This is a genomic window from Shewanella sp. Arc9-LZ (assembly GCF_010092445.1).
Taxonomy (GTDB): Bacteria; Pseudomonadota; Gammaproteobacteria; order Enterobacterales; family Shewanellaceae; genus Shewanella.
Genome location: NZ_CP048031.1, coordinates 2,701,828 through 2,721,332 on the forward strand (window position 1 = coordinate 2,701,828; position 19,505 = coordinate 2,721,332).

A 19,505-nucleotide genomic window follows, 5' to 3' on the forward strand; every position below is an offset into this window, starting at 1 on the left:
AACCATTTTGTTTTACTAATTGTTTAAATAACTTTTATCCTGTAGTCGGTATTTAAATGAATAATTTAAGATAACTAGAGAACTCCTTACATCACACTCTCAATGGACATTAATCGTAATGGCTCGCAATTAAATATAGAAACCAAGCATTGTTATTTTAATTACTTTTCCAACTCGATTTAACACCCCAAGCATCTGATTATAAAAAGGAATGCATTAAAAGCTGTTATAAAATTAACCTATGCTTTTTCTGTCTGAAATAAATAGCTGAAAATAATAAGTGTGACCATAACCAAAAGATGACTATTAAATACTTTATATATCTGACATTGGTCCAAATAACAGCTACCAGTTAATGACATAAATTATCCCAATCGTTATTCTTATAACGTCGCTAGCCGTAATGCTTACATCAAGGATATTTCTATGAATATAAAGTTCTCAATTAAGAGAATGCTCCAAATTACCATTATGCTAACGTTAACTGCGTTGACACTATTAGCTTGGGTTATGAGTGTTCAGCAATCACGTATACATGTAAATGTTAAACATGAAGAACAACAAGTTAATGCCATATTTGCCTTAAAAGATACTCGTTATTTTGTCGTGCAAATACAGCAATTTCTAACAGATGTCGGTGCAACAAAAAGTGATGAAGCAAAGTCAGAAGCACTCGAAAGTAAGCAAAGCGCCCTAGAACATATTGAAAAATTGATTCAATATGCTCCTGAATTTACCGTTCAGGCACAAAACATTAAACGCCAAGTTAATTCATTACATGATTCAGGCATAAAAATGGCTGATGCTTATTTGACTCAAGGAACTGATGCCGGCAATTTATTAATGAAAAGCGCTGGTGGTTTTGATGATGCGGCTGGCGATTTAGCTGATAACTTGGATCTATTGGCTCAAAAACTCGATCAGCAATTTATACTCACCGTTAATGAAACTCTCAGGGCAACCACTACCGCTGCTAGAGTGCAATTATGGGGAAGCATTGGCATAGGATTGTTTATAGTGATCATTATGATAGTGCTATACCAACGTATTTTAACACCACTTAAAAAACTTGATGATTCAATGCGCAATGTGGCCTCTGGCGCCAAAGATTTAACCGCAAGGTTAGATGATAGCAGTGATGATGAAATTGCCAAAGTTGCCGCCAGTTTTAATGCGTTTGTTGGTAATATTGGCGAATTAATTACTGACTTTAATCATAATACCCAACAATTAGGTACAGCAAGCGACCAATTAACTTCGGCTAGTAACGAAACGTTGAGTGGGATGCAACGACTACAAAGTGAAACTGAACAAGTCGCTACCGCTATGAATCAAATGCAAGCCACCGTCATTGAAGTTGCCAATAATGCAGAGTTAGCCGCTCAAGCAGCTCAAGAATCTGATGCACAAGCACTGCATGGTGACAACATTGTCAAGAAAACGATTACTTCGATTGATCATCTTGCTAAAGGGGTTGAACAAGCCGCTAATGCACTCTATCAATTGCAAAAAGATGCCGATAATATTGGCACTATCTTAGAAGTCATTCGAGGCATTGCAGATCAAACCAACTTACTGGCTCTGAATGCTGCGATTGAGGCTGCGCGTGCAGGAGAGCAAGGACGAGGTTTTGCTGTTGTCGCTGATGAAGTGCGCACCCTAGCAAAACGAACTCAAGATTCGACTAACCAAATTCAGCAAATGATTGGCCAATTACAATCAGGCGTAAAAGGAGCCGTGACAGTAATGGCATCGAGTCGAGAGCAAGCCATTAACAGTACGGAGCAAGCGGCGCAAGCTGGTGATGCGCTAACCAAAATTACTCAGTCTGTGGCGACAATAGCCAATATGGCGACTCAAATAGCGACCGCAGCAGAAGAACAAACTGCAGTAAGCGATGAAATTAATCGTAATATTGTCAATATTAGCGATGAAGCTCGTTTGACAGTGACCAATGCCCAGCAATCAAATACTGCCAGTATCCAAGTTGGTCAGTTATCACAACAGTTAAGAGCTCAAATTGGTCAATTTAAAATCAATTAACTGACGCTACAATGTCATCTAGAGAACATTCTCAGCCAGTTTTTCATATTTTCATTGATAAACTGGCTATCTATTTTCACCTAAAATTATATTTTTCAGTAAATTAACTGTTTACAATGATCAGGTCACGTAAATGTTTGACGTCATCACGCACGGCAGCAGCTTGTTCAAACTCTAGGTTCTTAGCGTGTTCATGCATTTGTTTTTCCAATTTATCAATTTGATAACTCAAATCGGCAATACTGGTGTATTTCGCTCGCTCTTCTGCCACTTCAGCAAATTTAGAGTGATTTTTACGAGTACCTTTACTGAAGTTAGTGTCACCTACATCCATTACATCGGTAATACTCTTCACTACTCCACGAGGCACAATACCGAGTTTAAGGTTATGTAGGTGTTGCTTTTCACGGCGACGCTCTGTTTCCCCCATGGCTTTAGCCATTGAGTTTGTTATTCGGTCCGCATATAGAATAACTTTACCGTTAACGTTACGAGCAGCACGGCCGATGGTCTGAATAAGTGATCTCTCTGAACGTAAAAAGCCTTCTTTGTCTGCATCTAAAATGCACACTAATGACACTTCAGGTAGATCTAGCCCTTCACGTAATAAGTTAATGCCAATCAGTACGTCAAAACGTCCCAAGCGTAAATCACGAATAATTTCAACTCGTTCAACGGTATCAATGTCCGAATGTAAATAACGAACTTTAACCCCATGCTCGTCAAGGTATTCACTCAGATCTTCAGACATCCGTTTAGTTAATGTGGTCACCAGCACACGCTCATTAACCGCCACGCGTTTGTGGATCTCAGACAAAAGATCGTCAACTTGAATGCCCACAGGCCGAACTTCCAATACAGGATCGAGTAATCCGGTTGGCCTTACAACCTGCTCAGCAATCTCGCCGGTACTTTTTTCAAGCTCGTATAAACTAGGTGTAGCTGAAACAAAAATGGTTTGCGGCATTAATCGTTCAAACTCTTCAAACATTAACGGCCGATTATCTAGTGCTGATGGTAATCGAAACCCATACTCTACTAAGTTCATTTTCCTGCTTCTATCACCTTTGTACATAGCGCCAATTTGCGGTACCGTCACATGTGACTCATCAATAATCAGTAGACCATCTGCAGGTAAATAATCTAATAATGTTGGTGGACCTTCTCCAGGCGATCTGCCTGATAAATATCGAGAGTAGTTTTCAATCCCGGAGCAATATCCTAGCTCGACCATCATTTCTATGTCGTATTGAACTCGCTCAGTGATCCGCTGAGCTTCAATCAATTTATTGTTATCGAGTAGATATTGACGACGTTCTCTGAGTTCTTCTTTAATATCTTCAGTTGCCGCTAAAATTTTCTCTCTTGGTGTCACATAATGCGTTTTGGGATAAATGGTGGCACGCGCTATTCGTTTGTTAATCTGTCCGGTCAAGGGATCAAACTCACTTAAGCGTTCTATTTCGTCGTCAAATAATTCTATTCGAATGGCTTCGCGTTCAGATTCTGCTGGAAAAATATCTATCACTTCACCGCGAACTCGATATGTCCCGCGTTGTAACTCAATGTCATTGCGTTTGTATTGTAATTCACTGAGCCGAATGAGGATGTCACGTTGGCCCATAAAATCGCCTTGACGCAAATGCAATAACATCTTCATATAAGAATCGGGATCGCCTAAACCATATATGGCTGACACAGAGGCAATAAGCACCACATCTTTACGCTCTAATAACGCTTTAGTGGCCGATAAACGCATTTGCTCGATGTGGGCATTCACCGATGCATCTTTTTCAATAAAGGTATTAGAAGCGGGTACATAAGCTTCTGGTTGATAGTAATCATAATAAGAAACAAAATATTCAACCGCATTATGTGGAAAAAACTCTTTCATTTCGCCATAGAGTTGCGCGGCAAGTGTTTTGTTAGGCGCCATAATAATGGTTGGCCTGCCCATTTGCTTAATCACATTCGCGATAGTATAGGTTTTACCTGACCCTGTTACGCCTAATAACGTTTGGCTAGCAACGCCAGACTCTAAGCCCTCTACTAATTTTTTTATTGCTGTAGGTTGATCGCCGGCGGGTTCGAATTTGGACTCTAGGGAAAATACTGACTCTGACACAACATGGTTTCCTATTCTATTGAACCAATTATCATATACCTAAACACAGGTTAATGGCGATACATAATAGTACTAAATCTCTGGTGTTTTTACTTGAGGCAGTAACTATATTGAAGGAAAAATTGCAGAATATTATTTAATATTGGTGTGTTTCATGCAGATCATTCTCTGTCACTTGGTTCTTCAATATGACAGCATAATGATCGTAATATGAAAGTTATAAACAAATCGATTCGATCAGTATTTTAGGCCACAAATGCGCTAAAAATCGAGCTTAAAGCACAATTTAATACACAATCTACTATTCAAAGAGATTACAATTTTGCAATTGACAGAACAGTGAAAAAATAAAGTTGTTGATTTTTGTATCTGTTTGATTAAAAACAACTTAACTTATCGCTAAATATTTGTACCAATTTAAGTCCGACTCAAGCGCAACAAGGGTTAGCCGCTTATTTACAGTAGAAGTCCACAAGTTTATCCACAGATTTAGTGGATAAGTCACAAAAGCCCAATACTACTGCGGGGTAGCGACCAAGTGAGTTTCATAAAAACGTAAGAAAATTGTGATGAAATTTAATTACATTTGCACATTAATACGAAAGATAGCGACAATAGTTCAGTTGCTGTTTTAAATTTGTAGTCGCCTCATATATTAGCAACGCCTTGAACACCGATCAACATTGCGATCAGTGAGCGCTGACGCTGGTACACATTCAACAAATATCACCTCCCTCGTATCGCTAAGCATGGTTGACTCAGCCGAAGCTATGGCTGGTGAATATCAACCATACTCAAATTGATTGCTTTTCAGGCAAGTCTTAGTATTTAGTGATAACTGCACTATAGGACTCATCAAGGTGTCAACAATATAGTTATAATGCCACTGGTGATAACTGGGTAATCTCAACGGCTAAAAACAACAATGTACAACAATGTATTACTCGGTTTAAAAGCTCGTTTGCGCTATGTATCGATGCTTTGCTGAGTTAAATATCATTAACATACTTTGACTCAAGAAGCTGTCGATAAAAACATAACTTAATCTCATAACTCAATCTCATAAGATCAACCTTAATTTAGGATAATAAAGAATTATCACATCACAAAGTTTGCACTATCAGTTTGCTTAAAGTGACATTGACTTGCAATAAGCACCCTTTTCACATGTAAAATCTGCTTAATGAGTGCAACAAATAGTAAGTTTGATATTGCTGACTTGCCAAAAATCCGTTTTTACCGATCTATACAATCTCTGTATCCCGAATTGAACTTATATCAACACGGTTTTCAGTTCCACCATAAAACCACACCGACGAGATAGCCGAAAAAACGCAACGATAGACATCAAAAACATGATGTATACAAAAATATTGTCTTTATAATCGAGGAAATGAATGTTGAGAGTAAGTGATTCATTTTGTTTTCATTGTTTAAAAATCGACACAAATGCCCAAAAGTCGTTCACGATGTGTGTTTGGTAACCAATTAGTCACATAAATGCGTTTTTTTTTATAACTCGAGTTGACTCAGTTACCAGAGCGTTTTACTATGCGCTCCGTTCTCAGCAATACATTGCTAAAAACGCTTCCCCAGTAGTTCAGTTGGTAGAACGGCGGACTGTTAATCCGTATGTCACTGGTTCGAGTCCAGTCTGGGGAGCCAATTTAGTATGCAGAGTTGAGATGTAAGCGTAATTCCCCAATAGTTCAGTTGGTAGAACGGCGGACTGTTAATCCGTATGTCACTGGTTCGAGTCCAGTTTGGGGAGCCATCGTTTACTGTTATCGAAATAATTCCCCAATAGTTCAGTTGGTAGAACGGCGGACTGTTAATCCGTATGTCACTGGTTCAAGTCCAGTTTGGGGAGCCATCGAGATAACACATTTGAAATAATACGCTTCCCCAATAGTTCAGTTGGTAGAACGGCGGACTGTTAATCCGTATGTCACTGGTTCGAGTCCAGTTTGGGGAGCCATTTCAAATTAAGTATTTATAGTAATAATTAATTCCCCAGTAGTTCAGTTGGTAGAACGGCGGACTGTTAATCCGTATGTCACTGGTTCGAGTCCAGTCTGGGGAGCCATTATTAAACGCAACATGAAACGCAACAATAGCCACAGAAATCCCGCAACGTTATCATCTGCAAAACACACTCTTGCTTAATCTACCCTATAATTTCAATATTTTAATCAATAGTTTAATTTACCTTAGCTATAATCGCTTATTCATCGGTATTAATTAGTACTAAATCGCTAGTTTTTCTATTATAAATAATACCTTAGATTAGTAATCATTTAATCTCATTTCTGCTATGATGATATTGGTTATTATATAAACTATTTAAAGCATTATTATTTAAAGCATTATATTATTGATTAAATACCACGGTCGAACATCTACAGCACGACATTTGTGCAAGACCGAGCAAATTTAGCCATACACTCATGGGAATTGTTGTTTTATGGGCTTATCGAAATCCTTTCAGCTTGTCCTTTTTATCGTGTTCGGTTTATTAATTTTTCGAATTTACACGGTCGAAAACAACGAAGTACAAGAACAAGGTGAAATAGCACGAGCTAATTACCAGCAATACGTGCAAACCATTGATCAATGGCAGGGTAGCGGAGAAGCGCTATACCAACGTATGTCTACAGCGTTTTCTTTTCAATTTTTCCAATATATCCATAATACTGACAGCAATGAAAATTATACTCATGGCAGTTTACTTCGCCCTTCTGATGATTTTGCCAGCGAGATTTTTAATATTGAATTAGGCCATGTGCATGATTTTCCTGACGGGCGTTTACAAGTTAGATTAGACACCGCGAGTGTGTTGTCCCCTAGTTTTAATGACTTAGAGCAAACTGCGACGTTATTGATTACCGCTTATATTGCTTTGATGTTGTTATTTGCGGTGTTAATGCAATTACATCGTAAAAGAATTAACTATGCCGCCGAATACATTACTCATATTCCAGACTTATCGTTCCTAGCCATTGAGAAATCTCGCTTCCCAGGTGTGCTCCATCCCATCGGCAAAGCATTAGAAACATGTCGTAGCCAATTAAAACTCAGTTTAGATCGCGTACGCAAAGAAAATGAACAATTAACTAAAGCGGCATATCAAGATCCCGTGAGTGGTTTTTCTACTCGACAACGCTTTACACAACATATTGACACTATAAGCAAAACAGATAAACAACAGCATGGTGTCCTCGTTGTTATTAAGGCCGCAGAACTGGCAACGATTAACCAACTACATGGCCGTGCTGCTGGTGATGATTATTTAGCTAAACTGGCTACTTGTATTCGAAAGTCAGTTACAAACCTCGGATTGAGTGAGTGTTTTCGGGTATCTAGCGGTGATTTTGCTGTTTTCATTGAAAGTATTACTCTTAAAGAGGGTGAACGATTTTTAGAGCAACTTAAGCGTCATCTTGATGAATATGCCCAGAGTATCAAGAGTGACTCTATTGCTCATGCGGGTATGGTGCCTTATCAACAAGGAAATGAACCATTAGCATTGATGGCATTAGCCGATACCGCTGTCAGCGTGGCACAAACGCTCGGACCCAATCGCTACTATCAATTGGAAAAATTATCAGCGAATGAACAATTTGGTAATAACCATTGGAAAGTGACCATTGACGACTTAATTAACCGTCGAAGTATTAAATTTTATCAACAACCTATTCAGCCCTGTAATAATGACACCGAAGTTTACCGTGAACTTTTGGCTCGATTTTATAACTCCGAAGGTAAACCTTTACCCACAACCACTGTGATTGCGATGGCTGAGCGTTATGGTATGAGTGTAGAACTCGATAAAATGATAGTCACTCAAACCATTAAAGTGTTAAGTGAAAACCCCAGTATTTCAGGCCAAATGGGGGTAAATATTAGTGCTTCTTCTGCTCTGCAAGAGAGTTTTACCGTGTGGTTGAAGGATATATTATCTAAACACCGTGGTACTGCGGCTAGATTAGTGTTTGAACTCAATGAGTCTGGAATGCAGGCTAACTTAGAGTCTAGTCATAAATTTGTCACAGAGATCCATAAAGTTGGCGCAAAAGTCGCTGTCGAACGCTTTGGTTTAGGTTTTACCTCATTTAAATTTTTCCGAGAGGTCCGTCCTGACTTTATCAAATTGGACAGCAGTTATAGTGATAATATTGAACAGGATAACAACAATAAATTCTTTATCCGGATGATTGTTGATATCGCCAAACGCATTAGTATTCGAGTCATTGCCACGGGTGTTGAAAAACAAGATGAAAAACTCACCCTTGAAAAACTTTTAGTGGATGGACTACAAGGATATTATATTGCTAAACCTGAAGCGTTGTTAACTAAACAGTAAAAACAACGTTAACAAACGGTAAAAATAACGATTTTATGTCAAGGTTAAACATTTTATGTTTAACCTTATTTTTTATCCGTTGTTTATCGGCGCCAAACCTAAGATAATACTAGGATCTATTGGTCAAAAAATTGTAGCAATGACAGAGTATCTTCTCTTGTTGATCGGCACAGTGCTGGTGAATAACTTCGTTCTGGTAAAATTCTTAGGTCTATGCCCTTTTATGGGGGTGTCGAGCAAATTGGCGTCAGCAATTGGCATGTCGATGGCAACCACGTTTGTGTTGACCCTAGCCTCTATTCTGAGTTATCTCACCAATGAATTTTTACTGCAGCCATTTGACCTCAACTACTTACGTACGATGAGCTTTATTTTGGTTATTGCCGTCGTAGTGCAATTTACCGAGATGGTTGTGCAAAAAACCAGTGCATCTTTACATCGTGCTCTGGGCATTTACTTGCCACTTATCACGACTAACTGCGCTGTATTAGGCGTCGCTTTACTCAACGTCAATGAAGACCATAACTTTATTCAATCGGCTATTTATGGTTTTGGTGCTGCAGTTGGCTTCTCATTAGTGTTAATTTTGTTTTCGGCCATGCGCGAGCGATTAGCCGCTGCAGACGTGCCCTTGCCTTTTAAAGGTGGCGCAATTGCCATGATCACCGCCGGTTTAATGTCATTAGCCTTCATGGGGTTTGCGGGGCTAGTTAGCTAATGGTATCGAATATATTAATTGCTGTTGCTGTATTAAGCGTTTTAGCATTAGTGTTTGGCGTCATTTTAGGTTTTGCCTCAAAAAAATTCAAAGTTGAAGGTAATCCTATTATTGATCAAGTTGAAACCCTGCTTCCGCAAACTCAATGCGGTCAGTGTGGTTATCCTGGTTGTCGCCCCTATGCTGAGGCTATCGCTAACGGCGATAAAATCAATAAATGCCCTCCTGGTGGTACTGCTACCATGGAAAAGATTGCCGAGCTTATGGGGGTTGAACCTGAAGCATTAGGCAAAGAGGCACAAGCCAGTATTAAAAAAGTAGCTTATATCCGTGAAGATGAATGTATTGGGTGTACCAAATGTATTCAAGCCTGCCCAGTTGATGCCATTTTAGGTGCTGGTAAATTAATGCATACCGTTATTGCCAAAGATTGTACCGGCTGTGACTTATGTGTTGAGCCTTGCCCTGTCGATTGTATTGATATGATCCCAGTTGAAACCACAATACAAAATTGGGATTGGAAATTACGCGCGATCCCTATCAACGTGATCAATACAGAGCAAGAGGACAAACGGTGCTAACGTTATTAGAGCAATTAGATAAAGGTACTTTGTGGCGCTCTCCTGGCGGGATTCATCCACCTGAACTTAAATCACTTTCCAACCAAAGCACCATATCACCTTTGCCACTGCAATCGCGATTTGTGATACCGGTTCCTCTTGTTGGTCAACAAGCGACCTTGAGTGTCAAGGTCGGCGACCAGGTATTAAAAGGACAACCACTCACTGAAGGTGCTGGTTTTATTTATTTACCCGTCCATGCCCCTACTTCCGGGACCGTTGTCGCGATAGAGCAACACGGTAGCAATCATCCCTCTTCATTGCCTGTGCTGAGTTGCATTATCGAAGCCGATGGACATGATACTTGGTGTGATCTTACCTCAAATCAGATTGAACAACTGTCCAAAGCCGATATTTTAGCCAAAATAAGGCAAGCAGGTATTGCAGGAATGGGCGGCGCAGCGTTTCCCAGTCATGTAAAACTCAACCCCGCGAGTGAAATCGATTTAATCATTATTAATGGGGTGGAGTGCGAACCTTACATTAGTGCTGATGATCGATTAATGCGTGAATACAGTGATGAAATATTAACTGGTATTAGTATCATTCAGCATTTGCTTAACGCACAACGTATTATTATCGCTATTGAAGATAATAAACCTGAAGCGGCTCAAGCAATGGAGTCTGCTATTCGTCGCAGCTCATTACCTAACGATATGATCCGTGTCACCGTTATTCCGACAAAGTACCCGTCAGGCGGCGAAAAACAACTTATTCAAATTATTACCGGCAAAGAAGTGCCCAGTGGAGCCATTCCTGCTCAACTTGGTATTGTTATGCATAACGTCGGTACCGCCTATGCCATTCAAGAAGCGGTATTACAGGGTAAACCACTCATTGAACGCGTAGTGACGTTAACCGGTGAATCCATCGGTAAACCTGGAAACTATTGGCTGAGAATTGGCACTACAGTAGCTGATGCCCTCAGCCAAGTCGGTTTTGAACCGCAGAGTTCACAAAAAGTCATTGTCGGCGGTCCGATGATGGGATACGCGTTGAGTGATCTTGATGTGCCAATATCAAAAGGAACCAACTGTTTATTAGCACCAAGCCAAGCAGAAATAGCTCCTGATCCAGATGAGAAAGCCTGTATTCGTTGTGGTGAGTGTGCAGTCGCCTGCCCCGCGTTATTGTTACCGCAACAGCTATTCTGGCACGCCAAAGCGGAGGAATACGACAAAGCGGCAAGTTTTAACTTAAAAGATTGTATTGAATGCGGTTGTTGCAGCTACGTATGCCCAAGTGACATTCCTTTAGTTGAATATTATCGGGTCGCGAAATCAGCGTTGAAGAATACCGCAGAAGAAAAACTACAAGCTGAAAAAGCAAAAATTCGTTTCGAAACACGCTTACAACGACTTGAAGATGAAAAAAATGCTCGAGAAGAAAAGTCAAAACAAGCAGCTGCCAAACGCCAAGCAAATATGAAGTCGGGTGATAAAGATGCGGTAGCCGCTGCTATGGCACGTATCGCCGCTAAAAAAGCCCAGGCTGCAGAAGGCATAACTGCTAATACTGCTGTAACAACATCTGATACTGATGCACCAAAAGCAGCAATAGACAGTACCAGCGCGAAGAAAACAGCAGTTAATGCCGCTATTGAACGTGCGAAAGCTAAAAAAGCCGCCTTTGCAGCTCAGTCTAAAGTAGATAATCAAAGTGATGTAGCTGCGGTCACAACGGATATAACTAACGAGAACATTAACCCCGTCAATGATAAAAAAGCACAAATTGCTGCTGCAGTTGCTAGAGCTAAAGCCAAGAAAGCAGCATTAGCCAATGCGTCTGCCGTGGCAGATGATGTGAGCGGCGATAAGGCTCGCGATACCGCAAACGAAGTTAATCCAGCAAGCCAAACAGAAACAACCATTGCAGCAAGCCCTGTCGATGACAAAAAAGCTAAAATTGCTGCGGCCGTAGCCAAAGCAAAAGCCAAGAAAGCAGCATTAGCCAATGAATCTGCCGCGGCAGATGATGTGAGCGCCGATCAGACTCGCGATACCGCAAACGAAGTTAATTCAGCAAGCGAAGTGGATACAACAAGTGCAGTAGCCCCTGTCGATGACAAAAAGGCTAGAATTGCTGCCGCGGTTGCTAAAGCGAAAGCCAAGAAAGCGGCATTAGCTGTTGATTCTAGCGCGACAAATGACGTGGGCGACGATCAGCCTCGCGATACCGCAAACGAAGTTAATTCAGATACAACCATTGCAACAAGCCCTGTCGATGACAAAAAAGCTAAAATTGCTGCCGCGGTTGCCAAAGCGAAAGCCAAGAAACTCGCTAACAGTGCTAAGCAAGAGGAACTATAACTATGGCATTTAAAATTGCCTCATCTCCACATGTCAGCACAACATTGCACACCAATACGGTAATGAAGCGTGTGGCACTATGCCTTATTCCAGGTATTGCAGTACAAAGCTATTATTTTGGTTACGGCACGTTAGTTCAATTATTACTCGCAATTACGGTGGCTTATTTAGCAGAAGCTGCAGTAATGAAACTGCGCAATAAAAATATTGTCGCTACCTTAACTGATAATAGCGCATTGGTTACCGCAAGCTTACTTGCGGTCGCGATCCCGCCATTAGCACCTTGGTGGTTAATCGTCATCGGAACATTATTTGCTATCGTTATTGTTAAACAACTCTATGGTGGGTTAGGTAATAACGTCTTTAATCCTGCAATGGCCGCTTATGTACTGCTGCTGATATCATTTCCGGTACAAATGACTTCATGGGTTGCCCCTCAAACCTTAACCGTCAATTACGCAGATATGTTGCATACCTTCAACAGTATCTTTGAATTAAACACGGGATATGCTGCAGATTTTTTCCATTTGGCGATTGATGGCACCACCATGGCAACGCCGCTCGACACATTAAAAACAGACCTTTCTATGGGGCTTACCACAACAGAAAGTATGACTAAAACCATCTTCTCTGGCAGTGTCGGCGAAGGTTGGTTTTGGGTCAATATGGCCTATTTTGTTGGTGGCCTAGTGATGCTAAAGCTTAAGGTGATACGCTGGCATATTAGCGGCGCTATTGTGCTGACTTTGTTTGTCTGTGCCAGTATTGGTTTTTTGATCAGCCCAGATACCTTCGTTAGCCCTGTGATGCATTTATTTTCAGGAGGAACCATGCTGGCGGCATTTTTCATTGCCACAGATCCCGTTACCGCAGCAGCAAGTCCTAGAGGTCGACTTATTTTTGGCGCCATGATCGGCTTACTCATATACTTAATACGAACATTTGGTGGTTATCCTGACGCCGTCGCTTTCGCCGTTTTATTAGCCAATATGTGCGCGCCATTTATCGATTATTATGTTCGTCCACGCAGTTATGGTCATCGAGTAGGAAATTAATAATGTCTATTTTAACAACTAACCCGATGATTAAAAATGGCCTATTACTTGGCCTATTTGCCTTATGTTGCACTGGCCTAGTTGCGTTAGTGAACGCGTTAACCAGTGACACCATATTATTGCAACAACAAAAACAATTAACCTTAACGCTTAACCAAATTGTGCCGACTGAGTTATACGATAATGTACTCAGTGAAAAATGCATTTTGGTTAACTCCCCGGAACTGTTAGGCACTAAAGCTGACTTACCAGCATACCTTGCTTATAAAAATGAACTCCCCGTAGCCATCGCGATTGAAGCTATTGCACCAGATGGTTATAACGGAGAAATAAAACTCATTATTGGTGTAGATAACCAAGGTAAAATATTAGGTGTTCGTACCCTTTCCCATCAAGAAACCCCGGGGCTTGGTGATAAAATTGAACTGCGAAAATCGGATTGGGTCACTCATTTCAGTGGTAAGTTATTTAAAGACAACAGCAATATGTGGAAAGTAAAGAAAGATGGTGGTCAATTTGACCAATTTACGGGTGCCACTATTACTCCACGCGCTTACGTTAAAGCGATTGCCAATGCACTGACATTTGTTGAACAACATCGCCAAGCACTTTATCAAAGTCATTATGTCTGTGAGGCCAACCATGAGTAAATATAGTGAAATTGCAGCTCAAGGACTATGGAAAAATAACCCGGGATTAGTACAATTATTAGGGTTATGTCCGCTACTAGCCGTTACCGCAACAATCACCAATGCATTGGGTTTGGGCGTCGCGACGTTGTTGGTATTAGTTGGATCCAATATTTTAGTCTCCTTGGTACGTGATTTTGTGCCTAAAGAAATTCGTATCCCCGTGTTTGTCATGATCATTGCCGCGCTTGTTACTTGCGTGCAATTACTGATCAATGCTTATGCCTATAATTTATATTTGTCATTGGGTATTTTCTTACCGCTGATTGTAACCAACTGCGTCATTATCGGCCGCGCAGAAGCATTTGCCTCGCGTAACTCATTAGCGCATTCGGCATTCGATGGATTAATGATGGGCTTAGGCTTTACCGCTGTACTGGTTGTTTTAGGTGCTAGCCGCGAATTGCTCGGCCAAGGAACGTTATTTGGCGGTGCAGATTTACTATTAGGTGATTGGGCAAGTGTGTTAACCATTCATGTATGGCATGTGGACACGCCATTTTTATTGGCTATGTTGCCGCCGGGTGCTTTTATTGGCATGGGATTATTAATAGCCCTTAAAAATGTCATCGATAGCCGAGTTAACGCCCTGCAACCTAAGGTAGAAAGTGTTAGCGTAACGCGTGCGCGGATCACTAAAGTCAACTAACAAGACTTTGCAGTTAAACTACTGAGACCGTTAACTTAACGATAAAATGACCGATTATTATGAATAAAGATAAGCGACAACAAATACTCAACAGATTAAGAGACAATAATCCTAAGCCTGAAACTGAACTGAACTTTTCTAGTCCATTTGAGTTATTAGTTGCTGTCACGCTATCAGCACAAGCAACCGATGTCAGTGTCAACAAGGCAACTGATAAGTTGTTTCCTGTTGCCAATACGCCTCAAGCAATCTATGACTTAGGCGTTGATGGGCTTAAGCAATACATCAAAACCATTGGCTTATACAATAACAAAGCCGTTAATGTGATTAACGCCTGTAAAATGCTGGTTGATTTACATGGTGGCGAAGTACCCGAGAATCGAGAAGCATTAGAAGCTTTACCTGGAGTGGGACGAAAAACGGCCAATGTAGTACTCAATACCGCCTTTGGCTGGCCCACTATTGCCGTTGACACGCATATTTTTCGGCTAGCAAATCGAACTAAGTTTGCTCCCGGCAAAAATGTCGACCAAGTTGAACTGAATATGCTTAAAGTGGTGCCGAGCGAGTTTAAAGTGGATGTACATCATTGGTTTATTCTTCACGGACGTTACACTTGCTTAGCCAGAAAACCCCGTTGCGGTTCTTGTATTATCGAAGACCTGTGTGAGTTTAAAGATAAAACTGAATAGTCTATCACCTTGTTGACGTCGATATGTGTCATGTCTGTTCTCTCTTTTGTCCTGTTGCGGGATAAAGAGGGAAAAGATCCAAACCTGTTGGTATGGTGTATTGTTCACCATTTCACTGACAATTCGCCGCCCTGAGCGTAAGAGTCCAACACCAAATCGGCATGTATCTATACTTATCTTACAGTCATTTTCGTTCAGTGACGCCTCTGCAATTTCGAAAATTTTACGTTTGAACGAAGCTCGTCGTTTAATGTTAACCGACAACTTAGATGTGACAACGACATTCAAAGTTGGCTACGAGAGCTCCTCTCAATTCAGTTGGGAATACCGCCGTTTTTTGGTGCATATCCATTAAAAGATACAAAAGCATTGCGCGAAACTGGACTGCCTCAAGAAGCAAAGGCATAAAGAAAAAGAACCAAAAATGCTAGGTTTAACTTAACTTAACTATTTGTGCTTATGGCACTCACCGACTCTTTCGCAATGATAGAATTGGTTTTATCAACAGCGATACTCCGATATTTGGCTAGCCCACTATTGCCATTGATACACATATTTTTAGTTAAAAAATCGTCCCAAATTATCCCGAGGCAATAGAGGAAGATCAACGTTCCCACCGTTACCCCAGTCACCGCGTAAAGTCAACTTGTGACATCTTTAACGTTGAGCGAATAACATCGGGTGATGACGGTGTAGAAAGCTCTGTTGTCCGCAGCATGTGCTGAGCTTTTTTAAGTAGTAGACAACAGTGCGCTGACTTTCACTCCCTCAAGGATAGTAAAGAGATGTTAGTATGGAGAATATGAGGCTACATGGATTTTCATTTTATGAAAAATGACGTTTTATTTTACCTATCCTCGACACTAGAGAAGCTCAATACACGGGCTGAATCTGCATTGAAGAACGATGATAAATAATAGTGGGAATAATATTAATGGACCTCTCTGTATTAGACAAATTCTGGCAGCTAATTGACGAAAAATTACAAGGCTGGCTAGAAGCTGGCATTAAACACTTGCCGAATTTTATAGTCGCCTTTCTATTAGCCATGTTTTTTGGCTTACTGGCTAAATATGTTGGTAGAGTCGTTCGAAAAGTGCTTCATAAAACCTTAGAGTCTGAACAAATTGCCGATCTACTTTCATCAATTATCAAGATGCTGGTGCTGTTGACAGGGCTATTTATCGCCCTAGAGTTTTTAGGATTAACCGGTACTGTAACGTCACTCTTAGCTGGCGCAGGTATTATTGGCCTAGCACTTGGTTTTGCTTTTCAAGACATGGCAGAGAATCTTATTGCTGGTATTGCGATGGGTATTCGTAAGCCATTTCAAATTGGCGATGTGGTTGAGGCAGGAGATGTGTTTGGCACCGTAAAAACCATTAATTTGCGTAACACATTAGTCGAAACGTTTTTTGGCCAAATAGAAGTTATTCCAAATAAAATCTTGTTTCGAAACGTACTCACAAATTATACGGTTACAGGGGTCAGGCGCATCGTAGTACCCGTGGGTATTTCTTACGCAGACGACCCAGAGAAGGCAGCTGGAGTTATTGAAGAAGCGATAAACGCTTGTGATTTTGTTATCAAAAAAGAACAAACTGCCGTGTTTGCTGAGGGGTTTGCAGACAGCTGTATAAACTTAGTAGTCTGGTTCTGGATCGATTACCCAGGTGACACTGGCTTTATGAAAGCTCGACATACGGCGGTTGTAGAAATTAAAAAAGCGCTAGAAAAAGCGGATATCTTAATTCCATTTCCTATCAGAACATTGGATTTTGGCGCCAAAGGCGGTGAGAAGCTCAATACCATGTTGCCGGAAAAAAAGTCAGAAGAAAAGTCAGAAGAAGAATCAGCAGACTCACAGAAGCCATCATCGTCTGAAAATGAAAAGTAACCTCTGGGATCAGAGAAACTTTCATGAACTAAACGTCAGCTTTGTCGCATTGGTCTAACTTAATTAGACTATCAAAACATTTTTGAAGGTTGGCTGATCGGACATGGAATTCTGGAAAAAAGAGCCAACCATCGGCATTCTGCTACTAGTACGCGTATTGTTCCAGGCAGTTTGTAGGTCGGTAACACTTAGCTAGCCGACGTTCAAATTTTCTCTGATATATATAAGCGCATAACCACCGCTTGAATACGCTTATTCTGACTCATCGAATGCGCACAGATGGCATCACTGATCTCACATACAGCATCACTGATCCGACATATAGCATAATAATTGACTAAATACTTTCGTGAGTCCAGTGGTTCACTTAATCATGTCCTGCCATACAGGAATAAAAAATCAAGCGTTCAAAGATAAACTATTTTGCTGCCATTACAGCAAGTGGGTCAATACCACTGCCCATTTCAGCGCCAGACAATTTACTGTCGTCAATGCGAGCCCCCTAACAACAAGATATCGCCTAGGGGATTAGCACCATCAAATTTGTTCACTGGTCCCGCATTCTTACAAGCATTCTTACAAAAAGGGGGGAAGTCGACATGCCTACCTAGCACTTTTTTGTCGATTTATCGAATAAAATTGATACCTAGCACTAACAATCCCTAACTTCCTCATCCATTGACTTGTTCCAACAGTGGGTTCAATGACCCTCAACCCAACAACATCAGACCATGATGAATAGATCAAGCATGTGGTTTATTCTTTTTATACTTTTTCTTTGGGCCATTTATCCACTACCAGCAGGAGCTCGGCGATGTTTGCAACGCGGTAGTGTTGGCAAGCGAACAGACAGATCCCGCCAATTGACTGATAATCCACCTTAGCTAGCGTCAACGGCGTTAGCCTATCAGATTAGGAAGGAGCAACCATGTCGACAATCACCACCATTAATCCCGCGACCGAAAAAGAAATCCATACCTACGACATCATGACCGAAAAGCAGGCGACGGATCGGCTTGAGTCCTGCCATGGGGCATTTCTGCAATGGCGCGAACTGACCCATCAGGAACGGGCCCCCTACCTCAAGATGATCGCTCAAAAGTTGCTCGACAATACCGATGAATTGGCCGCTTTGATGACCAACGAAACCGGCAAGCTCCTTAAGGATGGACACGTTGAGGTCGAACTCTGTGCAGCTATCTTTAATTACACCGCTGAAAATGGACTCGACGTGCTGGCCGATGAAGATCGCGAGCAAGCACTCAACGGTAAACGCGGCGTCATCAGTTATCAGCCCATCGGCGTTATCTACTCAATTCAGCCTTGGAACTTTCCCCTTTACCAGCCGGTTCGTGTACTGGCATCCAATCTGATGGCTGGTAATGGCTGTATTCTGAAGCACGCTAGCATCTGCACCGGATCCGGTCTACGTTTGCGTGAATTATGCATTGAGGCCGGCTTGCCCGAGGACCTGTTCCAGGTTTTGGTGATTGACCACGACACCAGCGACAAGCTGATAGCCCACCCTAAGGTCCGTGGTGTCACAATGACCGGCAGCGATGGCGCTGGGCGACACATCGGTGCTGTGGCCGCCAAAGAATTAAAGAAGACGGTACTCGAACTGGGCTCGAATGACGCTTACCTGGTGCTTGAGGATGCCGATATCGAAACCGCCGTAAAATTTTCGGTAATGGGTCGACTTTACAACAACGGAGAGACCTGCGTTTCTGCCAAGCGGTTCATCGTGACCGATAAGGTCTATGACGACTTTGTCGAGGCTTTCGTCGCCCAAATGCAAAAGATCAACATGGGTGACCCCACCGATAAGAATACCCAGCTTGGCCCGCTTTCCAGCCAGGAGCAGTTTGACACCGTCAAGGAGCAGGTGGATGCCAGCGTCGCCAAGGGTGCAAAAATCCTCTGCGGTGGTGAAGTACCAAACCGCACGGGTGCCTATTATCCAGCCACTGTGCTAGCAGACCTCACGCCAGGAATGCCGGCCTACGACGATGAAATCTTCGGACCTGTCGCGTCGATTATCCGCGCCAGTGATGATGAGGACGCCATGCGGCTGGCTAATGACAGCCGCTATGGACTCGGCGGTGGGATCTTTTCAAAGGACGAGGAGCGTGCCCTCAAACTGGCGCGCGATGACTTCGACACAGGCATGATCCGTATTAATTCGTTTGGGGCTGCTGATCCGAATATGCCATTTGGCGGGGTCAAGAATTCTGGGTACGGACGTGAACACGGTGGCTTTGGTATGAAGGAATTCGTCAACGTAAAGTCGATTTTTCTGCCCTGACCTCGCTTTACACCCAAAATTTCGCCCATTTCATCCAACA

General features: G+C 41.8%; 12 protein-coding genes and 5 tRNA genes. 16 read left to right on the plus strand and 1 reads right to left on the minus strand.

The genetic code is table 11. The features are described 5' to 3' along the window. Window positions 1-426: 426 nt before the first annotated feature. Entirely contained in the window at window positions 427-2,043 is a 1,617-nt protein-coding gene (locus tag GUY17_RS11550; RefSeq protein WP_101087041.1) for a methyl-accepting chemotaxis protein, read from the plus strand. Between the two features lie 103 nt (window positions 2,044-2,146). On the opposite strand, the gene uvrB is transcribed toward GUY17_RS11550, so the two are convergent. Next, complete coding sequence (gene uvrB / locus GUY17_RS11555; protein ID WP_162023250.1) at window positions 2,147-4,168, minus strand: excinuclease ABC subunit UvrB; 2,022 nt, start codon at window positions 4,166-4,168, stop codon at window positions 2,147-2,149. A gap of 1,589 nt (window positions 4,169-5,757) precedes the next feature. On the opposite strand from uvrB, the gene GUY17_RS11560 reads away from it, so the two are divergent. The 15 genes from GUY17_RS11560 to GUY17_RS11630 all read left to right on the plus strand — a co-directional run bounded on the left by GUY17_RS11560 (window position 5,758) and on the right by GUY17_RS11630 (window position 19,465). After that, window positions 5,758-5,833, plus strand: a tRNA-Asn gene (locus GUY17_RS11560). A gap of 33 nt (window positions 5,834-5,866) precedes the next feature. Further along, window positions 5,867-5,942, plus strand: a tRNA-Asn gene (locus GUY17_RS11565). A gap of 23 nt (window positions 5,943-5,965) precedes the next feature. Beyond that, window positions 5,966-6,041 (plus strand) — tRNA-Asn (locus tag GUY17_RS11570). Between the two features lie 29 nt (window positions 6,042-6,070). After that, a tRNA-Asn gene (locus GUY17_RS11575) sits at window positions 6,071-6,146 on the plus strand. Window positions 6,147-6,178: 32 nt separating this feature from the next. Further along, a tRNA-Asn gene (locus tag GUY17_RS11580) sits at window positions 6,179-6,254 on the plus strand. 378 nt (window positions 6,255-6,632) lie between these two features. Continuing rightward, window positions 6,633-8,531 (plus strand): EAL domain-containing protein, encoded by a 1,899-nt coding sequence (locus GUY17_RS11585; protein WP_162023251.1) that lies wholly within the window; start codon window positions 6,633-6,635, stop codon window positions 8,529-8,531. A gap of 139 nt (window positions 8,532-8,670) precedes the next feature. Then, window positions 8,671-9,249 carry an electron transport complex subunit RsxA gene (gene rsxA / locus GUY17_RS11590; RefSeq protein WP_101087227.1) on the plus strand — a complete coding sequence of 193 codons (579 nt, stop codon included), beginning with the start codon at window positions 8,671-8,673 and terminating at the stop codon, window positions 9,247-9,249. After that, window positions 9,249-9,830 (plus strand): electron transport complex subunit RsxB, encoded by a 582-nt coding sequence (gene rsxB, locus GUY17_RS11595; protein ID WP_162023252.1) that lies wholly within the window; start codon window positions 9,249-9,251, stop codon window positions 9,828-9,830. Before rsxA ends, rsxB begins: the two co-directional genes overlap by 1 nt. Beyond that, a complete protein-coding gene (gene rsxC, locus GUY17_RS11600) occupies window positions 9,824-12,178 on the plus strand; it encodes an electron transport complex subunit RsxC (RefSeq protein ID WP_162023253.1) in 2,355 nt (784 codons plus the stop codon). Before rsxB ends, rsxC begins: the two co-directional genes overlap by 7 nt. A gap of 2 nt (window positions 12,179-12,180) precedes the next feature. Next, window positions 12,181-13,233: an electron transport complex subunit RsxD gene (gene rsxD, locus GUY17_RS11605; protein WP_162023254.1), complete on the plus strand. Its 1,053-nt coding sequence runs from the start codon at window positions 12,181-12,183 to the stop codon at window positions 13,231-13,233. A gap of 2 nt (window positions 13,234-13,235) precedes the next feature. Beyond that, window positions 13,236-13,883 (plus strand): electron transport complex subunit RsxG, encoded by a 648-nt coding sequence (gene rsxG, locus GUY17_RS11610; RefSeq protein ID WP_254439815.1) that lies wholly within the window; start codon window positions 13,236-13,238, stop codon window positions 13,881-13,883. Then, entirely contained in the window at window positions 13,876-14,571 is a 696-nt protein-coding gene (locus GUY17_RS11615; RefSeq protein ID WP_101087034.1) for an electron transport complex subunit E, read from the plus strand. The genes rsxG and GUY17_RS11615 overlap by 8 nt, the downstream gene beginning before the upstream one ends. A gap of 59 nt (window positions 14,572-14,630) precedes the next feature. Next, window positions 14,631-15,263 (plus strand): endonuclease III, encoded by a 633-nt coding sequence (gene nth, locus GUY17_RS11620; RefSeq protein WP_101087033.1) that lies wholly within the window; start codon window positions 14,631-14,633, stop codon window positions 15,261-15,263. A gap of 934 nt (window positions 15,264-16,197) precedes the next feature. After that, window positions 16,198-17,160, plus strand: a complete 963-nt coding sequence (locus GUY17_RS11625) for a mechanosensitive ion channel family protein (protein WP_101087032.1) — start codon at window positions 16,198-16,200, stop codon at window positions 17,158-17,160. Between the two features lie 928 nt (window positions 17,161-18,088). After that, window positions 18,089-19,465 carry an NAD-dependent succinate-semialdehyde dehydrogenase gene (locus GUY17_RS11630; RefSeq protein ID WP_162023255.1) on the plus strand — a complete coding sequence of 459 codons (1,377 nt, stop codon included), beginning with the start codon at window positions 18,089-18,091 and terminating at the stop codon, window positions 19,463-19,465. The last annotated feature ends 40 nt before the right edge of the window (window positions 19,466-19,505 follow it).